Raw genomic sequence first — 16,447 nt, forward strand, 5'->3', positions numbered from 1 at the left:
CTTGTTCCGCTACGGGGCAGACGGACGACCACGGCGTACGCTGCGGCCTATGTGCGGAATTGTGGGTTACGTGGGAGCGCAGTCGGCGCTCGATGTGGTCATCGCCGGACTCAAGCGGCTGGAGTACCGCGGCTACGACTCGGCCGGGGTCGCCGTGCTCGCGGACGGCAGCCTGGCGGCCGCCAAGAAGGCCGGCAAGCTCGTCAATCTGGAGAAGGAGCTGGTCGGGCACCCGCTGCCGACCGGTTCCACGGGGCTCGGGCACACCCGGTGGGCGACCCACGGCGGGCCCACCGACGCCAACGCCCACCCGCACCTCGACAATTCGGGGCGCGTGGCCGTCGTGCACAACGGCATCATCGAGAACTTCGCCGCGCTCCGGGCCGAGCTGGCCGAACGCGGACACCGGCTGGAGTCCGAGACGGACACCGAGGTCGTGGCGCACCTGCTGGCGGAGCAGTTCTCGGCCACCGGCGATCTCGCGGAAGCCATGCGGCAGGTGTGCCGGCGCCTGGAGGGCGCCTTCACCCTGGTCGCCGTGCACGCCGACGAGCCGGACGTGGTGGTCGGCGCGCGCCGGAACTCGCCCCTGGTGGTGGGCGTCGGAGAGGGCGAGAACTTCCTCGCCTCGGACGTGGCCGCGTTCATCGCCCACACGCGGTCCGCGATCGAGCTGGGGCAGGACCAGGTCGTCGAGCTCCGCCGCGAGGGCGTCTCGGTGACCAACTTCGACGGTTCGGCCGCGACCGTGCGGGCGTACCACGTGGACTGGGACGCCTCGGCGGCCGAGAAGGGGGGCTACGACTACTTCATGCTCAAGGAGATCGCCGAGCAGCCGAAGGCCGTCGCCGACACCCTCCTGGGCAGGATCGACGCGAGCGGCTCGCTGACCCTGGACGAGGTGCGCATCCCCGTCTCGGTGCTCAGGGAGGTCGACAAGGTCGTGATCGTGGCGTGCGGTACGGCGTACCACGCGGGCATGATCGCGAAGCTGGCCATCGAGCACTGGACCCGCATCCCGTGCGAGACGGAGCTGGCGAGCGAGTTCCGCTACCGCGACCCGATCCTGGACCAGCGGACGCTGGTGGTCGCGATCTCGCAGTCCGGCGAGACCATGGACACCCTCATGGCGCTGCGGCACGCGCGCGAGCAGGGGGCCAAGGTACTGGCCATCTGCAACACGAACGGGTCGACGATCCCCCGCGAATCGGATGCGGTCCTCTACACGCACGCCGGTCCCGAGGTGGCCGTCGCCTCGACCAAGGCCTTCCTGACGCAGCTGGTGGCCTGCTACCTGGTCGCGCTCTACCTCGGACAGGTCCGGGGCACGAAGTGGGGCGACGAGATCCAGGCCGTCATCCGGGAGCTGTCCGACATCGCCGCCGCCGTGGACACCGTCCTGGAGACCATGGAGCCGGTACGGGCGCTGGCGCGCTCGCTCGCCGAGAAGAACACCGTGCTGTTCCTGGGCCGCCACGTCGGCTACCCGGTGGCGCTGGAGGGCGCGCTCAAGCTCAAGGAGCTGGCGTACATGCACGCCGAGGGCTTCGCGGCGGGCGAGCTCAAGCACGGGCCGATCGCGCTGATCGAGAAGGACCTGCCGGTGGTGGTGGTCGTCCCGTCGCCGCGCGGCCGGTCGGTGATCCACGACAAGATCGTGTCGAACATCCAGGAGATCCGGGCGCGGGGGGCGCGGACCATCGTGATCGCGGAGGAGGGCGACGAGGCGGTCGTCCCGTACGCGGACCACCTGATCCGGATCCCCGCGACGCCGACGCTGCTCCAGCCGCTCGTGGCGACGGTCCCGCTGCAGGTGTTCGCGTGCGAGCTGGCGACGGCGCGCGGCAACGAGGTGGACCAGCCGCGTAACCTCGCCAAGTCGGTGACGGTGGAGTAGGCAGTCGGCCAGTGGAGTTGTCGTTGTGATTATCGGCGTCGGGATCGACGTAGCGGAGATCGAGCGGTTCGGCGCGGCGCTGGAGCGCACGCCGAACCTGGCGGCGCGGTTGTTCGTCGACGCCGAGCTGACGCTGCCGAGCGGCGAGCGGCGCGGGATCGCCTCGCTCGCCGCCCGGTTCGCCGCCAAGGAGGCCCTCGCCAAGGCGCTCGGCGCGCCCGGCGGCCTGCTGTGGACCGACGCCGAGGTCTACGTCGAGACCACCGGGCAGCCGCGGCTGCGGGTGTCCGGGACGGTCGAGGCGCGGGCGCTGGAGCTGGGCGTGAAGTCCTGGCACATCTCGCTCAGCCACGACGCCGGCATCGCCTCCGCCGTGGTGATCGCAGAGAGTTAGGGGGCAGCCCATGCGGACTGCTTACAGCGTGGAGACCGTACGGGCCGCCGAGCGGGAGCTGATGGCCCGCCTCCCCGAGGGCGCCCTGATGCAGCGGGCGGCGGCCGGCCTGGCCGCCGCGTGCGCCGGGCTGCTGCGGCGGGCCCGCGGCGGGGTGTACGGGGCCCGGGTCGTCCTGCTCGTCGGCCCCGGGGACAACGGCGGTGACGCGCTGTACGCGGGCGCCCGGCTGGCCCGGCGCGGAGCCGGGGTGACGGCCGTGCCGATGGACCCCGAGCGGATGCACCCGGGCGGGCTGGCCGCGCTGCGGGCCGCCGGGGGACACCTCGCGGGAGCGGTCCCGCAGCGGGCGGACCTCGTACTGGACGGGCTGCTCGGGATCGGCGGGCGGGGCGGGCTGCGCCCCGCGGCCGCGGCCCTGGCGGAGCGGATCCCGCAGGGGGTCCCCGTGGTCGCGGTGGACCTGCCGAGCGGGGTGGACGCGGACACCGGGGAGGTGGCGGGTCCGGCCGTGACGGCCGATGTGACGGTGACCTTCGGGGCGTACAAGCCCGGCCTGCTGATCGACCCCGGGGCGTCCCGGGCGGGCGCGGTGCACCTCGTCGAGATCGGGCTGGAGCTGCCGTCGCCGCAGGTGGAGGCCCTGCAGCACGCGGACGTGGCGGGGCTGCTGCCGGAGCCGACGGCGACGAGCGACAAGTACCGGCGGGGCGTGGTCGGGATCGTCGCCGGGTCGGCGCGGTACCCGGGCGCTGCGGTGCTGGCGGTGGCGGGAGCGCTGCGGGGCGGCGCGGGCGCGGTGCGGTACGTGGGGCCGGCGGCCGAGGCGGTGCTCGCCCGCTACCCCGAGACGCTGATCGGGCCCGGCCGGGTGCAGGCGTGGGTGGTCGGCCCGGGGCTGGGCGAGGGGCGCGCCGGGGAGGTCGCGGAACTGCTGGCCGGCGACGCCGCGGTGCTGGTCGACGCGGACGGGCTGCGCGGGCTGGACCCGCAGGTGCTGCGGGCCAGGACGGCCCCGACCCTGCTGACCCCGCACGCGGGGGAGGCGGCGGCGCTGCTGGGGGTGTCGCGGGAGTCGGTGGAGGCGGGCCGGCTGGACGCCGTACGGCTGCTGGCGCAGCGGTACGGGGCGGCGGTGCTGCTGAAGGGCTCGACGACGCTGGTCGCCTCGGGCGGCGGTGCCGTTCGGGTGAACCCGACGGGCACCCCGTGGCTGGCCACCGCCGGCAGCGGGGACGTGCTGTCAGGCCTCGCGGGCTCCCTGCTGGCGGGCGGTCTGTCCGGGGCGGACGCGGGGGCGGCGGGCGCGTACCTCCACGGCCTGGCGGCCCGCCGCGCCGGGGGCCCGCTCCTGGCCCACCAGGTGGCGGAAGCCCTCCCCGCGGCCTGGCGGGACGTGGCCCGCCCCTGACCTGGGCTCGGGGTGCCGGCCGGGCTGAGGTGCCCGTGGCACCGACGGGGCGGGCATCGCGGCCTCTCCGGCGATCGAGGCGCGGGCCCCGGCGCGCAGCCCGCGCAGGTCCGGTCGGAGCCGGCGCGGATCAGGGCAGGGCCCGGCCGGGTCCGCCGGACGGAGGGACGCCGGGCGGACGGGAGCTCCGCGCAGCGGGCGCCCGCACCGGGTACCCGGCCGGGGTTCTGAGAGACTGTGGGCGATGAACGAGACAGCGACGCGCGTGTACGCCGAGATCGATCTTGACGCCGTACGGGAGAACGTGCGCGCACTGCGCGAGCGGGCGCCCCGGGCCGAGCTGATGGCCGTGGTCAAGGCGAATGCCTACGGGCACGGTGCCCTGGAGTGCGCCAAGGCCGCCCAGGAAGCCGGTGCCACCTGGCTCGGCACGGCCACGCCCGACGAGGCCCTCGCGCTCCGCGCCGCCGGGATCCGGGGGCGGCTGATGTGCTGGCTCTGGACCCCGGGCGGGCCCTGGCGGGAGGCCGTCGAGGCCGACATCGACGTCGCCGTCAGCGGAATGTGGGCCCTCGACGAGGTGCGCGAGGCCGCCCGCGCGGCGGGCCGCACCGCCCGCGTCCAGCTCAAGGCCGACACCGGCCTCGGCCGCAACGGCTGCCAGCCCGCCGACTGGGAGGCACTGGTCGGAGCGGCCGTCGCCGCCCAGGCCGAGGGGACCGTCCAGGTCACCGGTGTCTGGTCGCACTTCGCCTGCGCCGACGAGCCCGGGCACCCCTCGATCCAGCGCCAGCTGGCCGCGTTCCGCGACATGCTCGCGTACGCCGAGAAGGAGGGCGTCGAGCCCGAGGTCCGGCACATCGCCAACTCGCCGGCCACCCTCACGCTGCCCGAGTCCCACTTCGACCTGGTGCGCTGCGGACTGGCCGTCTACGGGGTCTCGCCCGCCCCCGAGCTCGGCACCCCGGCCGAGCTGGGCCTGCGGCCCGCGATGGCCCTGAAGGCCTCCCTCGCGCTGGTCAAGACGGTTCCCGCCGGGCACGGGGTGAGCTACGGCCACCACTACGTCACCGACGCCGAGACGACTCTCGCGCTGGTGCCGGCCGGCTACGCCGACGGCATCCCCCGGCAGGCGTCCGGCCTCGGCCCGGTGCTCGTCGGCGGCAAGGTCCGCCAGGTCGCCGGGCGCATCGCGATGGACCAGTTCGTGGTCGACTTGGGGGAGGACCACGCCCGCGCCGGTGACGAGGCCGTCATCTTCGGGGACGCGGAGCGCGGTGAACCGACCGCCGAGGACTGGGCACGAGCGGCACACACGATCGCGTATGAGATCGTCACCCGTATCGGTGCACGAGTGCCCCGGGTGTACCTGGGCGGCTGAGCGGAGTGAGGGCGGCGGCGTGAGCGAGAACTGGCGCAAGGCCGGCTGGGCCGGCGCCGCCATCGGCGTGATAGCCGCAGGAGCGGCGGCCGGTGTCGCGGTCGAGAGGATCACCGTCGGCCGCGGCATGCGGAGGAAGGCACGCCTCGCCCTCGACGCGGCCGGGGACTACGGGTCCCTGCGCGGCACCGAGGGGATCTGCCGGGCCGAGGACGCCACCGAGCTCTACTACGAGGTCGACGAGCTCCCCGAGGACGGCAAGCGGCGGCGCCTGCGGCGCAAGGCCGAACCCCAGGCCACCGTCGTCTTCTGCCACGGCTACTGCCTCGGCCAGGACTCCTGGCACTTCCAGCGCGCCGCCCTGCGCGGAGTGGTCCGCGCGGTCTACTGGGACCAGCGCAGCCACGGCCGCAGCGCCCGCGGCCTCGGCCACGCGGACGGCGAGCCGGTGAGCATCGACCAGCTCGGCCGGGACCTGAAGGCCGTCATCGACGCGACCGCCCCCGAGGGGCCGCTGATCCTGGTGGGTCACTCGATGGGCGGAATGACCATCATGGGATTCGCCGAGCAGTACCCCGAGCTCGTCCGCGACCGCGTCGTCGGCGTCGCCCTGGTCGGCACCTCCAGCGGCCGCCTCGACGAGGTGACCTACGGGCTCCCCGCCGCCGGCATGGGAGCGGTGCGCCGGCTCCTGCCGGGCGTGCTCAAGGCGCTCGGCTCCCAGGTGGAGCTGGTCGAGAAGGGCCGCCGGGCCACCGCCGACCTCTTCGCCGGGATGATCAAGATGTACTCGTTCGGCTCCCGGGACGTGGATCCCGGCGTCGCGCGGTTCGCCGAGCGGCTGATCGAGGCCACGCCCATCGACGTGGTCGCCGAGTTCTACCCGGCCTTCCAGACCCACGACAAGACCTCCGCCCTCCAGCTGTTCGCGGACCTGCCGGTCACGGTCATCGCCGGGGACAAGGACATGATCACCCCGCCCGCGCACAGCGTCGCCATCAAGGAGGCGCTGCCCGGCGCCGACCTCGTGGTCCTGGAGTCCACCGGGCACCTCATGATGCTGGAACGCCCGGAGACCGTGACGCGGCTGCTCACCGAGCTGCTGGCGCGCACCGGGGCGGTGGCCGTCCCCGCAGCGACTAACGTTGGCGGGCATGGAAGAAGTACCGCTGGAAGCACAGCGCAGCCAGGCGCCGGCACCTGAGGCCGCAGCCGGCGCGGAGACCCGGATCACGATCGACTCCCCGGACGCGATGCAGGAACTGGGCCGCAGGATCGCCGCCCTGCTGCGCCCCGGCGACCTCGTCCTGCTGACCGGCGAGCTGGGCGCGGGCAAGACCACGCTCACCCGGGGCCTCGGCGAGGGCCTGGGCGTGCGCGGGGCCGTGACCTCGCCGACCTTCGTGATCGCCCGGGTGCACCCCTCGCTGACCGGGGGACCGGCGCTGGTGCACGTGGACGCGTACCGCCTGGGCGGCGGGCTGGACGAGATGGAGGACCTGGACCTCGACGTCTCGCTGCCCGAGTCCGTGGTCGTCGTGGAGTGGGGCGACGGCAAGGTCGAGGAGCTCTCCGACGACCGGCTGCACGTGGTGATCGCCCGGGCGGTCGGCCACGAGGAGGTCCTGGACGACGTACGGGAGGTCCTGGTGCGCGGAGTCGGGGCGCGCTGGAGCGCCGGGGCCGGGCTGGACACCCTGGCCGGTGTCCTCTCCGAGTAAACGTACCGACAACTCGTCGGCAAGATATTGCGCTGTCGGCGGCCCTCGTGGTGACATGGTACCGAGAGTTTCTTAGGTATGCCTAAGTACGGTGTCCCGGGTCCAGGAGGCAGCCATGTCGGCACCAGCAGGAGCACATCGCGAACCCCGCCCGTCCACCGTCTCCATGTGGACGCTCCTCGCCGCCGGCGTGGCCGCCACCGCCGTCTCGACGCCCCCCGCACGGGAGTACGCCACGGACCAGGGCCGGCCGGCCGACACGGCACGCGAAGAGGCCGCTCCGGAATCCGAAGCGGCCTAGCTCTCTGACCGGGAGCGGTGCGGGGACGGAGCGGCCTCACCCGGTCGGGTGAAGCGAGGGCGATCCGTCAGGGAACGACGACGACCTTCGCGGCGATCGTCGCGAACGCCCACATGGCGTCGCCGTCGGCACGGGTCATGCGGATGCCGCCGGTCTTCTTGTTCGGGTCGGGCTCCGGCAGCGCGCCGTCCGTGCGGGCGCTGAAACCGACCGCCACACCCTCCGCGCTGGCGAACCGCACCACGTGCTCGATCGGCACGCCGTCCGAGCCGGTGACCGAACCCGAGCGCGACCCGACCGTGTAGGTGCCCGGCTTCGGGTGCACCGTGCTCGGCATCACCGTGAACGTCTTCGGCGGCTGCGCGGGGTCGCCGACCAGCCACACCCGCTTCTGGCCCACCGAGTACACGACGCGCACGCCGGTACCGGAACCCTCGGGCACGGCCGCCGGCTTCGCCGGGTCCTGCTTGGCGGCCGCGCTCGCGGCGGGGGCCGGCTCCTGCGCGGCGGCCTTCGGGGGACGCGCGGGCGCCGTGGCGGAAGCCTGGTAGCCGAGGAAGCCCACGACGGCCACCGCCGCGGCGGTGAGCCCGGCCACGATTCCCGAACTGCGTGCCACCTTGCTCCACCTCTCCGCGCCGACCGATACCACGTCCGGTACCCCGTCGAAAGGTAGCAGCCGCCCTGCTCCGAGACCGGCCGCAAGGGGTGCGGCCGCCGGAGTCGTAGGCTGTTCGCGTGCTCTTGCTCGCCGTAGATACCGCCACGCCCGCCGTCACCGTCGCCCTGCACGACGGTGAGTCCGTCGTCGCCGAGTCGAACCAGGTCGACGCCCGCCGCCACGGGGAGCTCCTGCTGCCCTCCGTGGACAAGGTCCTCGCCGAGGCCGGGGTCACGCTCGAAGCCGTCACCGGCGTCGTCGTCGGTGTCGGTCCCGGCCCCTACACCGGGCTGCGCGTCGGCCTCGTCACCGCCTCCACCTTCGCCGCAGTGCTGGGCGTACCCGTGCACGGCCTGTGCACGCTCGACGGCCTCGCGTACGCCGCCGGGACCGCCGGCGTCGAGGGCCCCTTCACCGTCGCCACCGACGCACGGCGCAAGGAGGTCTACTGGGCCCGGTACGAGGACCCGCGCACGCGCGTCGGCGAGCCCGCCGTGGACCGCCCGGCCGACATCGCCCAGCAGGTCGCGGGCCTGCCCGCGGTCGGCCAGGGCGCCCTCCTGTACCCCGAGGTGTTCACGGACGCCCGGAACCCCGAGCACCAGTCGGCCGCCGCGCTCGCCTCACTGGCAGCCGAACGACTGGCCGCCGGCCTGGAGTTCCTGCCTCCGACCCCGCTCTACCTGCGCCGGCCCGACGCCCAGGTACCCAAGAACTACAAGGTGGTCACCCCGCAGTGACCCCGGCGACCCCCCACACCCTGCGCGAGATGCGCTGGTGGGACATCGGACCCGTACTGGAACTGGAGCACGAGCTGTTCCCCGAGGACGCCTGGTCCGCCGGGATGTTCTGGTCCGAGCTCGCCCACGCCCGCGGCCCGCAGGCCACGCGCCACTACGTCGTCGCCGAGGACGCGGCCGGCCGGCTGGTGGGCTACGCGGGACTGGCCGCCGCCGGCGACCTGGCCGACGTACAGACCATCGCGGCCGCCCGCGACCAGTGGGGGACCGGGCTCGGCGCCCGGCTCCTGACCGACCTGCTGCGCGCCGCCACCGCGTTCGAATGCGCCGAGGTGCTCCTGGAGGTACGAGTGGACAACACCCGCGCCCAGAAGCTCTACGAGCGCTTCGGCTTCGAGCCCCTCGGCTTCCGGCGCGGCTACTACCAGCCCGGCAACGTCGACGCGCTCGTCATGCGACTGACCGACCCCGCACAAGCACGAACTGAGAGCAGTGAGAGCAATGGCTGACGAACCGCTCGTCCTCGGCATCGAGACCTCTTGCGACGAGACCGGCGTCGGCGTCGTCCGCGGCACCACCCTGCTCGCGGACGCGATCGCGTCGAGCGTCGACGAGCACGCCCGCTTCGGCGGCGTCGTGCCCGAGGTGGCCTCGCGGGCCCACCTGGAGGCGATGGTCCCCACGATCGAACGCGCGCTGAAGGAGGCCGGGGTCAGCGCCCGTGACCTCGACGGCATCGCGGTCACGGCCGGACCGGGTCTCGCGGGCGCGCTGCTCGTCGGCGTCTCGGCGGCCAAGGCCTACGCCTACGCGCTCGGCAAGCCCCTGTACGGCGTGAACCACCTGGCCTCCCACATCTGCGTGGACCAGCTGGAGCACGGGCCGCTGCCGGAGCCGACGATGGCGCTGCTGGTGTCCGGCGGGCACTCCTCGCTGCTGCTGGCCCCGGACATCACCTCCGACGTACGGCCGCTCGGCGCGACCATCGACGACGCGGCGGGCGAGGCCTTCGACAAGATCGCGCGCGTGCTCCAGCTGGGCTTCCCCGGAGGCCCGGTCATCGACCGCCTCGCACGCGAGGGCGACCCGAAGGCGATCAACTTCCCGCGCGGGCTGACGGGGCCGCGGGACGCCGCGTACGACTTCTCCTTCTCCGGGCTCAAGACGGCCGTCGCCCGCTGGATCGAGGCGAAGCGGAACGCGGGCGAGGACGTACCGGTGCGCGACGTGGCGGCGTCCTTCCAGGAGGCCGTGGTGGACGTGCTGACCCGCAAGGCGATCCGGGCGTGCAAGGACGAGGGCGTCGACCACCTGATGATCGGAGGCGGCGTCGCGGCCAACTCCCGGCTGCGGTCGCTGGCGCAGGAGCGGTGCGACGCGGCGGGCATCGTGCTGCGCGTGCCGCGGCCGAAGCTGTGCACGGACAACGGCGCGATGGTCGCGGCGCTGGGTGCGGAGATGGTCAAGCGGAACCGGCCCGCATCGGACTGGGACCTGTCGGCCGACTCCTCGCTGCCGGTGACGGACCCGCACGTGCCGGGTACCTCGGAGGCGGCCGGCCACGGTCACACCCACGGCCACGGCCACGATCACGACCACGTGCACGAACTGAGCAAGGACAACCTGTACTCGTGAGCACCGTCGCGCTGATGTGGGAGGCCCGGGCCGCCGACGGCCGGGGCAACGAGCTGCTGGAGTGGGCCCGCGCCCAGGTCCTGGCCCGGGAGCCGGTGCGCCGCGAGGTGTTCCGGGCCCCGCAGGACCGGGTCCTCGTGATCACCTGGTGGGAGGCCGCCGAGGGCGTGGCGGCCGACCTCCCGGAACTTCCCGAACCCGCGCCCGACCTGATCACACGGGCGGTACACCGCTGGCGCTTCGAGTCGGTGGAGGCCGACGGGGCCTGACCGTGCTGCGCCCGGCCGGCCAAGTCCGGCCCGGACGAGGCGCGGATCCGCGCCCGGTACGGCCGGGCCCCCGCAGCGGGAGCCATACGGCCGGGGCCCACAGCCGGACGCTACGACGCCGGCCCCCGCGGCCGAGCCCGCACGCCCCCGGCCCCCGCAGCGGGCGGCTGCGCGCCGGTCCCCGCGGCCGGGCTAGTACGGCCCGGCGTAGCGTTGCCCGGGCCGTCGCGGCCCGGGCAGCGGCGCCGGACCCGCCTCACCGGCCGGGCGTCGCCGCAGGCGGTACGGCAGGCGGGGCGGCCGGCGCGCCGATCAGCATCGAGGGGGCACCCGCCACCCGGGTCAGGAAGACGGTCGCGGAGTTCGGCCCCTGCGGCTTGACCTTCTTGCGCAGTTCCTCGGGCTCGATCGCCGAGCCGCGCTTCTTCACGGTCAGGATCCCGACCCCGCGCTCGCGCAGCAGCGCCTTCAGCTTCTTCAGGCCGAACGGCAGCACGTCGGTGATCTCGTACGCCGTCGCGTACGGCGTCGCGCGCAGTTCGTCGGCGGTGACGTAGGCGATCGTCGGGTCGATCAGCCGGCCGTCCAGCTGCTCCGCGACCTCGGCGACCAGGTGGGCGCGGATCACGGCCCCGTCGGGCTCGTAGAGCCAGCGGCCGACCGGCCCGGCCTGCGGATCGGGCAGCGGATCGGCGGTGTGCAGCGCGCGCGGCCCCGGGAGCAGGGTGGCGCGGACGGTTCCCGGCGCGGTCCCGAACCAGAGCACGGCCTCCTTGACGTCCCCCTGGTCGGAGATCCACTCCGCCTCGGCCTCCGCCGGCACGGCCTCGTGCGGGATCCCGGGTGCGATCTTGATGGCGGCGTACTTCGCCGCACGGGCCGTCTCCACGGCCCACGACAGCGGCGGTGAGTACGCCTCCGGGTCGAAGATCCGGCCGCGCCCCCCGCGCCGTGCCGGGTCGACGAAGACCGCGTCGTAGCCGGAGGCGTCCACCTCCGTCACGTCCGCCTCCCGGACCTCGATCAGGTCCGCCAGCCCCAGCGCCTCGGCGTTGGCCCGCGCGACGGCGACCGTGAGCGGGTCGTGGTCCACCGCGAGCACCCGGATGCCGAGCCGGGCCAGCGCGAGGGCGTCGCCGCCGATTCCGCAGCACAGGTCCGCCACGCTGCGCACGCCGAGGGCGGCGAGCCGCTCGGCCCGGTACGAGGCCACGGACGCCCGCGTGGCCATCTCGCCGCCGCCGGGCGTGAAGTACATCCGGAAGGCGTCCTCGGCGCCGAACTTCGCCACCGCCCGCTGCCGCAGCCGGGCCTGCCCGAGCGCGGCGGAGACCAGGGTGGCGGGGTGCTCACGGCGCAGCCGGGTTGCGACGGCCAGTTCCTGCGAGGGGTCGTGGTCGCGGAGCGAGTCCAGGAGGGCGCGGCCCTCGGGGGTGAGGAGGGCGGCGAAGTCTTCGGGGGTCACGGATCCATTGTCGGCGACGGGCCGGAGGCGGACGGTGTGGGCCAGTCGAAGGAAGGTGGGACCGCGTTCGCGGTGTCTTCCGGGGAGTCCGTGTGTCGGGTGCCAGGATGCGCTGCTATGCAGCTAGTACGACAAAAGGGAAATAAGTCGCAACAAGGTCACCGGTACGCGGCAGGTCCGCGCGGCCGGTTCGGCGTGGCCGTCGCAGCCCTGCTCGTCGCCGCCCTCGGGACGGCGTGCGGCTCCGGGGACTCCGGGCCGGACAGGGCCGCGAAGGAGAAGGCCGCCAAGGCTGCGGAAGCAGGCGCCGCGGGCGCGCTCAGCGCCGCCGAGAAGGCCAAGGCGGCCCAACAGGCTCGCGTCGTCGCGGCGAAGAAGTGGGGACTGCGCAAGACCCCGCTCGCCGCCCCGCCGGCACCCAAGGAGAAGCCCGAGATCCACACGCGCGACGGCTTCGAGGTGGAGGACCAGGAGGAGTACCCGAACGTCTTCACCACCGTCCCGACCGAGGACAAGGTCGTCTTCCTGACGATCGACGACGGCTCGGAGAAGGACCCCGAGTTCCTGAAGATGATGCAGGAGCTGAAGATCCCGTACACGGCCTTCCTCAGCGACTACGTCGTACGGGACAACTACCCGTACTTCAAGAAGATGCAGGACGCGGGCGTCACCCTGAACAACCACACGCTCAACCACCGCTACATGCCCGGCCTGTCGTACGAGCAGCAGCGCGAGGAGATCTGCGGCCAGCAGGACACGATCCAGAAGCAGTTCGGCAAGCGGCCGACCCTCTTCCGGCCGCCGTACGGCAACTACAACCAGGACACGCTGCGCGCGGCGAAGTCCTGCGGAATCAAGGCGGTCCCGCTGTGGAACGCGGAGGCGTTCACCAACCGGATGGACTACCGGGAATGGGACCGCGACCTGCACCCCGGTGACATCATCCTCACGCACTTCCGGGGCAAGGACGACTGGAAGGGAACGATGCCTGACATGATCCGTCATGTCATGAAGACCGTCACGGACAAGGGATACGCCGTGGCTCGCCTGGAGGACTATCTGTGAAGCACGCGCGCCGGTTGGTAGCCGGAACGCTGGCGGCCGGCGCGCTCGCGCTGTCCCTGACGGGGTGCGGGGACAGCGCGGCCCCCACCGAACGACTGGCCGGCAAGACGGCGCAGCCGACGCCGTCGACGCCGTCGACAGGGTCGGCGGCACCGTCGCCGGCGCCCGGGGGCGCCGGCGACGAGGCGTACAGGAAGTGGGGCCTGACGGCCCCCCTCCAGTACGCGCCCAAGCCGGCCCAGAAGCCGCAGATCCCGAAGCCGGGCGCGGGCAAGGTCCCGGTGATAGACCGAATACCCGTCCCGGCGGACGACAAGGTCGTCTTCCTGACCTTCGACGACGGCGCGGAGAAGGACCCCGAGTTCCTGAAGATGGCGGCCGACCTCAAGCTGCCGATCAGCATGTTCCTCACGGACAGCGTGGCCTCGTCGGACTACGGGCACTTCGAGAAGATCCGCGACAACGGCTCGGCGAGCACGATAAACAACCACACGCTGACGCACCCGAACCTGCGGACCCTCTCCTTCGAGGGGCAGAAGAAGGAGATATGCGGCCAGCAGGAACGCCTGGAGAAGCGCTTCGGCAAGCGCCCGCCGCTGTTCCGTCCGCCGTTCGGCAACTACAACGACGACACCCTCCGGGCGGCCTCGGAGTGCGGGGTCTCGTCCCTGGTGCTGTGGCGGGTCTCGATGCAGATCAACAACTTCCAGTACGCCGAGGGCTCCGCCCTCAAACCGGGCGACATCATCCTCGCCCACTTCCGCGGCCCGTCCGAACTCAAGGGCACGACGGAAACCCAGATGACGACGCGCATGCTCCAGCGCATCCAGGAACAGGGCTACCGCATAGGCCGCCTGGAGGACTACCTGTAGCCGGGCGGGGGCTTCGGGGGCGGGGGAGAGGCGCGAGCCGGCCGTTCCGGAGACGGCCACCGAGAGCGGGCTCCCAGGGCCGGGCTCGCGCGGCCGACGCGGGAAAGCCACCCGTTCGCAGGACCGGGCGCGGTCCCTTCCGGTGATTGGCGGGCGGGCGTGGGCCGACCACCTGCCGGTCGGGGTACGCCCTCTTCTCGACGACGACATCGAGCACCGTTTGAGGAGACCGACCATGTACGCAGCAGTCCGGCGGTACGAAGGCGTGACCGACCCGGCCGAGGCCGGGCGCATCGTCGACGAGGGGTTCGTGCCGATCATGCGCCAGGTCCCGGGATTCGTGGCGTACTTCTGGGTCGATGCCGGAGACGGGGTGATGGTGTCCACCAGCGTCTTCCGGGACCGTGCGGGCGCCGACGAGTCGATCGAGCGGGCGGCGCAGTTCGTGCGCGACAACCTGGCCCGGTTCCTGCCCAACCCCCCGCAGGTCACGGCCGGCGAGGTCGTCGCCTCCGCTTAGCCGTCCAACGGCCCGCAACGGCCCCTGACAGTCGTCGAGCGCCCTCAGTGAGAGGGTCCCGGTGCCCGGGCCCAAGACGGTCGTCGGACGCCGGGGGGCGAGGAGCGCGTAGCGATCTGATGCGCCTCCCCGGCACTGCCCCGGGCCCGGGTCTGGATGGGCCCGCCTCTCGGTCGTCCCGGCGCCCGACCAGGCCGGACATCGTCGACCGTCCCGTCCCTGGAAGTGTCGTCCGGCTCCTTCTTTTGGGGTTTCCCGCCAGTCTTCGGATGTCCGGGGCGGGTCGGTCGGTCAAGGGTGGCCGGAGGCCATCGCGTAGCGACGCGACGACGTAGGAGGAGCGTCCTTGAGGGGCCGGCCCGCCCCGGAGGGACGATGGGACTGACGGGAAACCCCGCCCGCATCACCCACCACCGGCCCGCCGGATCGGCCCTCCGGAGCCGCTGTCTCGCAGGCAACCGGCCTCCCCCGGAACGCCGACAGGGGCGGGTGGGCAGCCGCCGGGGCAGTGGGGCGGGGGCGAGGGGGAAAGGCGCCGGCTGCGCGAAGCCTCGTACCCCTACACCCGCACCACCGGCGTGATCGTCGTCTCCACCGGGCCGTGGGTGTCCGCCTCGCGCTGGCGTTCCGCGCTGTCGCTGATGCGCAGGAGCAGCGCGATCATGATCCAGTTGGCCAGGAGGGACGAGCCGCCCTTGGCCAGGAAGGGCAGGGCCTTGCCCGTGAGGGGGATCAGGCCCGTCACGCCGCCCGCGACCACGAAGACCTGCAGTGCCAGCGCCGCCGCCAGACCCACCGCGAGCAGTTTGCCGAACGGGTCGCGGGCGCCCAGTGCCATCCGCAGCCCCCGCTGTACGAGGAGCGCGTAGAGGATCAGCACGGCCATGACCCCGGCCAGGCCCAGTTCCTCGCCCACCGTGGTCAGGATGAAGTCGCTGCGCCCGGCGAACGCGATCAGCTCGGGGTGGCCCAGGCCGAGTCCCGTGCCGGAGACCCCGCCCGTGCCGAAGCTGAACAGTGCCTGCGCCGACTGGTCCGAGGTGACTCCCGCCGGCCGGTTCTCCCAGTAGTACGACAGCGGGTTGAGCCACGCGGCCACACGCGCCTTGACGTGCGGTTCCGTCGAGCCGACCACGAAGGCGCCCGCCGAGGCCATGAGCAGGCCGCAGACGATCCAGCTGGTGCGCTCGGTGGCGACGTACAGCATCACCACGAACACCCCGAAGAAGATCAGCGAGGTGCCGAGGTCGCGTTCGAAGACCAGGACCAGCATGGAGACGATCCACACGGTGACGATCGGGCCGAGCTGGCGCATCGGGGGCAGCCGCATGCCCAGGAACCTGCGGCCCGTCAGGGCCAGCGAGTCCCGGTGGATGACCAGGTATCCGGCGAAGAAGATCGCGATCATGATCTTCACGAACTCGCCGGGCTGCAGGGAGAAGCCGAAGAGTTTGATCCAGCGCTTCGCGCCGTAGGTGTCCGCACCGAAGAAGGCGGGTGCGATCAGCAGCACCAGCGCGACGGCCATGTTGATGTAGATGAACCGCTGCAGCAGCCGGTGGTCGCGCAGCAGCGCCAGTACCAGCAGGCAGGCGGCGATTCCGACCACCGTCCACATCAGCTGGCCGGGGGCGTTGGCGTCCGAGTTGTAGCGCTCGATGTAGCCCTGGTCGAGGCGGTGCAGCAGTACCAGTCCGAGGCCGGTCAGCAGCATGGCGAGCGGGAAGATCAGCGGGTCGGCGTAGGCGGCGAAACGGCGTACGCCCAGATGCCCCACCAGGGACAGCAGGGTCATGCTGACGGTGAAGTCGACGAACTTGGGCGGCAGCTCGCCGTTCATCGCGAGGCCCGCGGCGGCGTGACCGAAGACGGCGATGGCGGTCACGAAGACCAGGAGCAGCGCCTCGGTGCGGCGCCGGGAGACCGCTGGCGTCAGGGGTTTCAGCCCACGCACGGGACGCCGCCACCGACCTCGGGGGCGGACGGGGAGGGCGGTGGGGGTGAGGACGAGGCGCCCGGTACGCCGGGGTCAGCGGAATCGATGGGTCCGATCTGCTCGGCAATGAGGCGCTTTATCTTCATATCGTCTATGACGTTGATGTCCTCCCGATGGTT

At 72.9% G+C, this 16,447-nt stretch carries 17 protein-coding genes; 14 read left to right on the forward strand and 3 right to left on the reverse strand.

Annotated elements, in window-relative coordinates; genetic code table 11:
* Positions 1-49: 49 nt before the first annotated feature.
* From glmS to DEJ51_RS20060, 7 genes are all read left to right on the forward strand, one after another.
* Complete coding sequence (gene glmS, locus DEJ51_RS20030; protein ID WP_150258794.1) at positions 50-1,897, forward strand: glutamine--fructose-6-phosphate transaminase (isomerizing); 1,848 nt, start codon at positions 50-52, stop codon at positions 1,895-1,897.
* Between the two features lie 25 nt (positions 1,898-1,922).
* On the forward strand, positions 1,923-2,291 hold the full coding sequence (locus DEJ51_RS20035; RefSeq protein ID WP_150258795.1) for a holo-ACP synthase: 369 nt from the start codon (positions 1,923-1,925) through the stop codon (positions 2,289-2,291).
* Between the two features lie 10 nt (positions 2,292-2,301).
* A complete protein-coding gene (locus DEJ51_RS20040; protein ID WP_150258796.1) occupies positions 2,302-3,702 on the forward strand; it encodes an NAD(P)H-hydrate dehydratase in 1,401 nt (466 codons plus the stop codon).
* Between the two features lie 244 nt (positions 3,703-3,946).
* Complete coding sequence (gene alr, locus DEJ51_RS20045) at positions 3,947-5,083, forward strand: alanine racemase (protein WP_150258797.1); 1,137 nt, start codon at positions 3,947-3,949, stop codon at positions 5,081-5,083.
* On the forward strand, positions 5,028-6,287 hold the full coding sequence (locus DEJ51_RS20050; RefSeq protein ID WP_150258798.1) for an alpha/beta fold hydrolase: 1,260 nt from the start codon (positions 5,028-5,030) through the stop codon (positions 6,285-6,287). The genes alr and DEJ51_RS20050 overlap by 56 nt, the downstream gene beginning before the upstream one ends.
* On the forward strand, positions 6,238-6,804 hold the full coding sequence (gene tsaE, locus DEJ51_RS20055; protein WP_263411710.1) for a tRNA (adenosine(37)-N6)-threonylcarbamoyltransferase complex ATPase subunit type 1 TsaE: 567 nt from the start codon (positions 6,238-6,240) through the stop codon (positions 6,802-6,804). Before DEJ51_RS20050 ends, tsaE begins: the two co-directional genes overlap by 50 nt.
* A 115-nt stretch (positions 6,805-6,919) precedes the next feature.
* Entirely contained in the window at positions 6,920-7,105 is a 186-nt protein-coding gene (locus tag DEJ51_RS20060) for a hypothetical protein (protein WP_150258799.1), read from the forward strand.
* 67 nt (positions 7,106-7,172) lie between these two features.
* Here the strand turns inward: DEJ51_RS20060 and DEJ51_RS20065 are convergent, their stop codons facing one another.
* Positions 7,173-7,724, reverse strand: coding sequence for a hypothetical protein (locus tag DEJ51_RS20065; RefSeq protein ID WP_223835891.1), 552 nt, complete (start codon positions 7,722-7,724; stop codon positions 7,173-7,175).
* 119 nt (positions 7,725-7,843) lie between these two features.
* Between DEJ51_RS20065 and tsaB the strand changes: the two genes are divergently transcribed.
* The 4 genes from tsaB to DEJ51_RS20085 are packed head-to-tail and all read left to right on the forward strand — an operon-like array spanning position 7,844 to position 10,410.
* Positions 7,844-8,506, forward strand: a complete 663-nt coding sequence (tsaB, locus tag DEJ51_RS20070) for a tRNA (adenosine(37)-N6)-threonylcarbamoyltransferase complex dimerization subunit type 1 TsaB (RefSeq protein ID WP_150258800.1) — start codon at positions 7,844-7,846, stop codon at positions 8,504-8,506.
* 29 nt (positions 8,507-8,535) lie between these two features.
* A complete protein-coding gene (gene rimI / locus DEJ51_RS20075; protein WP_150262036.1) occupies positions 8,536-9,015 on the forward strand; it encodes a ribosomal protein S18-alanine N-acetyltransferase in 480 nt (159 codons plus the stop codon).
* Complete coding sequence (gene tsaD, locus DEJ51_RS20080) at positions 9,008-10,141, forward strand: tRNA (adenosine(37)-N6)-threonylcarbamoyltransferase complex transferase subunit TsaD (RefSeq protein WP_150258801.1); 1,134 nt, start codon at positions 9,008-9,010, stop codon at positions 10,139-10,141. The genes rimI and tsaD overlap by 8 nt, the downstream gene beginning before the upstream one ends.
* Positions 10,138-10,410: a hypothetical protein gene (locus DEJ51_RS20085; protein ID WP_223835892.1), complete on the forward strand. Its 273-nt coding sequence runs from the start codon at positions 10,138-10,140 to the stop codon at positions 10,408-10,410. Before tsaD ends, DEJ51_RS20085 begins: the two co-directional genes overlap by 4 nt.
* A gap of 256 nt (positions 10,411-10,666) precedes the next feature.
* Here DEJ51_RS20085 and DEJ51_RS20090 read toward each other — a convergent pair whose 3' ends face one another.
* On the reverse strand, positions 10,667-11,875 hold the full coding sequence (locus DEJ51_RS20090; protein WP_223835893.1) for a THUMP-like domain-containing protein: 1,209 nt from the start codon (positions 11,873-11,875) through the stop codon (positions 10,667-10,669).
* Positions 11,876-12,070: 195 nt separating this feature from the next.
* Here DEJ51_RS20090 and DEJ51_RS20095 point away from each other — a divergent pair, with 195 nt between their 5' ends.
* The 3 genes from DEJ51_RS20095 to DEJ51_RS20105 all read left to right on the forward strand — a co-directional run bounded on the left by DEJ51_RS20095 (position 12,071) and on the right by DEJ51_RS20105 (position 14,332).
* The gene (locus DEJ51_RS20095; protein ID WP_223835894.1) at positions 12,071-12,940 is read left to right on the forward strand and encodes a polysaccharide deacetylase family protein; all 870 of its coding nucleotides are present in this window, start codon (positions 12,071-12,073) and stop codon (positions 12,938-12,940) included.
* Positions 12,937-13,812, forward strand: a complete 876-nt coding sequence (locus tag DEJ51_RS20100) for a polysaccharide deacetylase family protein (RefSeq protein ID WP_223835895.1) — start codon at positions 12,937-12,939, stop codon at positions 13,810-13,812. Before DEJ51_RS20095 ends, DEJ51_RS20100 begins: the two co-directional genes overlap by 4 nt.
* Positions 13,813-14,047: 235 nt before the next feature.
* Positions 14,048-14,332, forward strand: a complete 285-nt coding sequence (locus DEJ51_RS20105) for a hypothetical protein (RefSeq protein ID WP_150258804.1) — start codon at positions 14,048-14,050, stop codon at positions 14,330-14,332.
* A gap of 559 nt (positions 14,333-14,891) precedes the next feature.
* Here DEJ51_RS20105 and DEJ51_RS20110 read toward each other — a convergent pair.
* Complete coding sequence (locus tag DEJ51_RS20110; RefSeq protein ID WP_150258805.1) at positions 14,892-16,286, reverse strand: FtsW/RodA/SpoVE family cell cycle protein; 1,395 nt, start codon at positions 16,284-16,286, stop codon at positions 14,892-14,894.
* Positions 16,287-16,447: the final 161 nt, after the last annotated feature.

Origin of the sequence: Streptomyces venezuelae, from assembly GCF_008642275.1 — a bacterium.
Taxonomy (GTDB): domain Bacteria; phylum Actinomycetota; class Actinomycetes; order Streptomycetales; family Streptomycetaceae; genus Streptomyces; species Streptomyces venezuelae_E.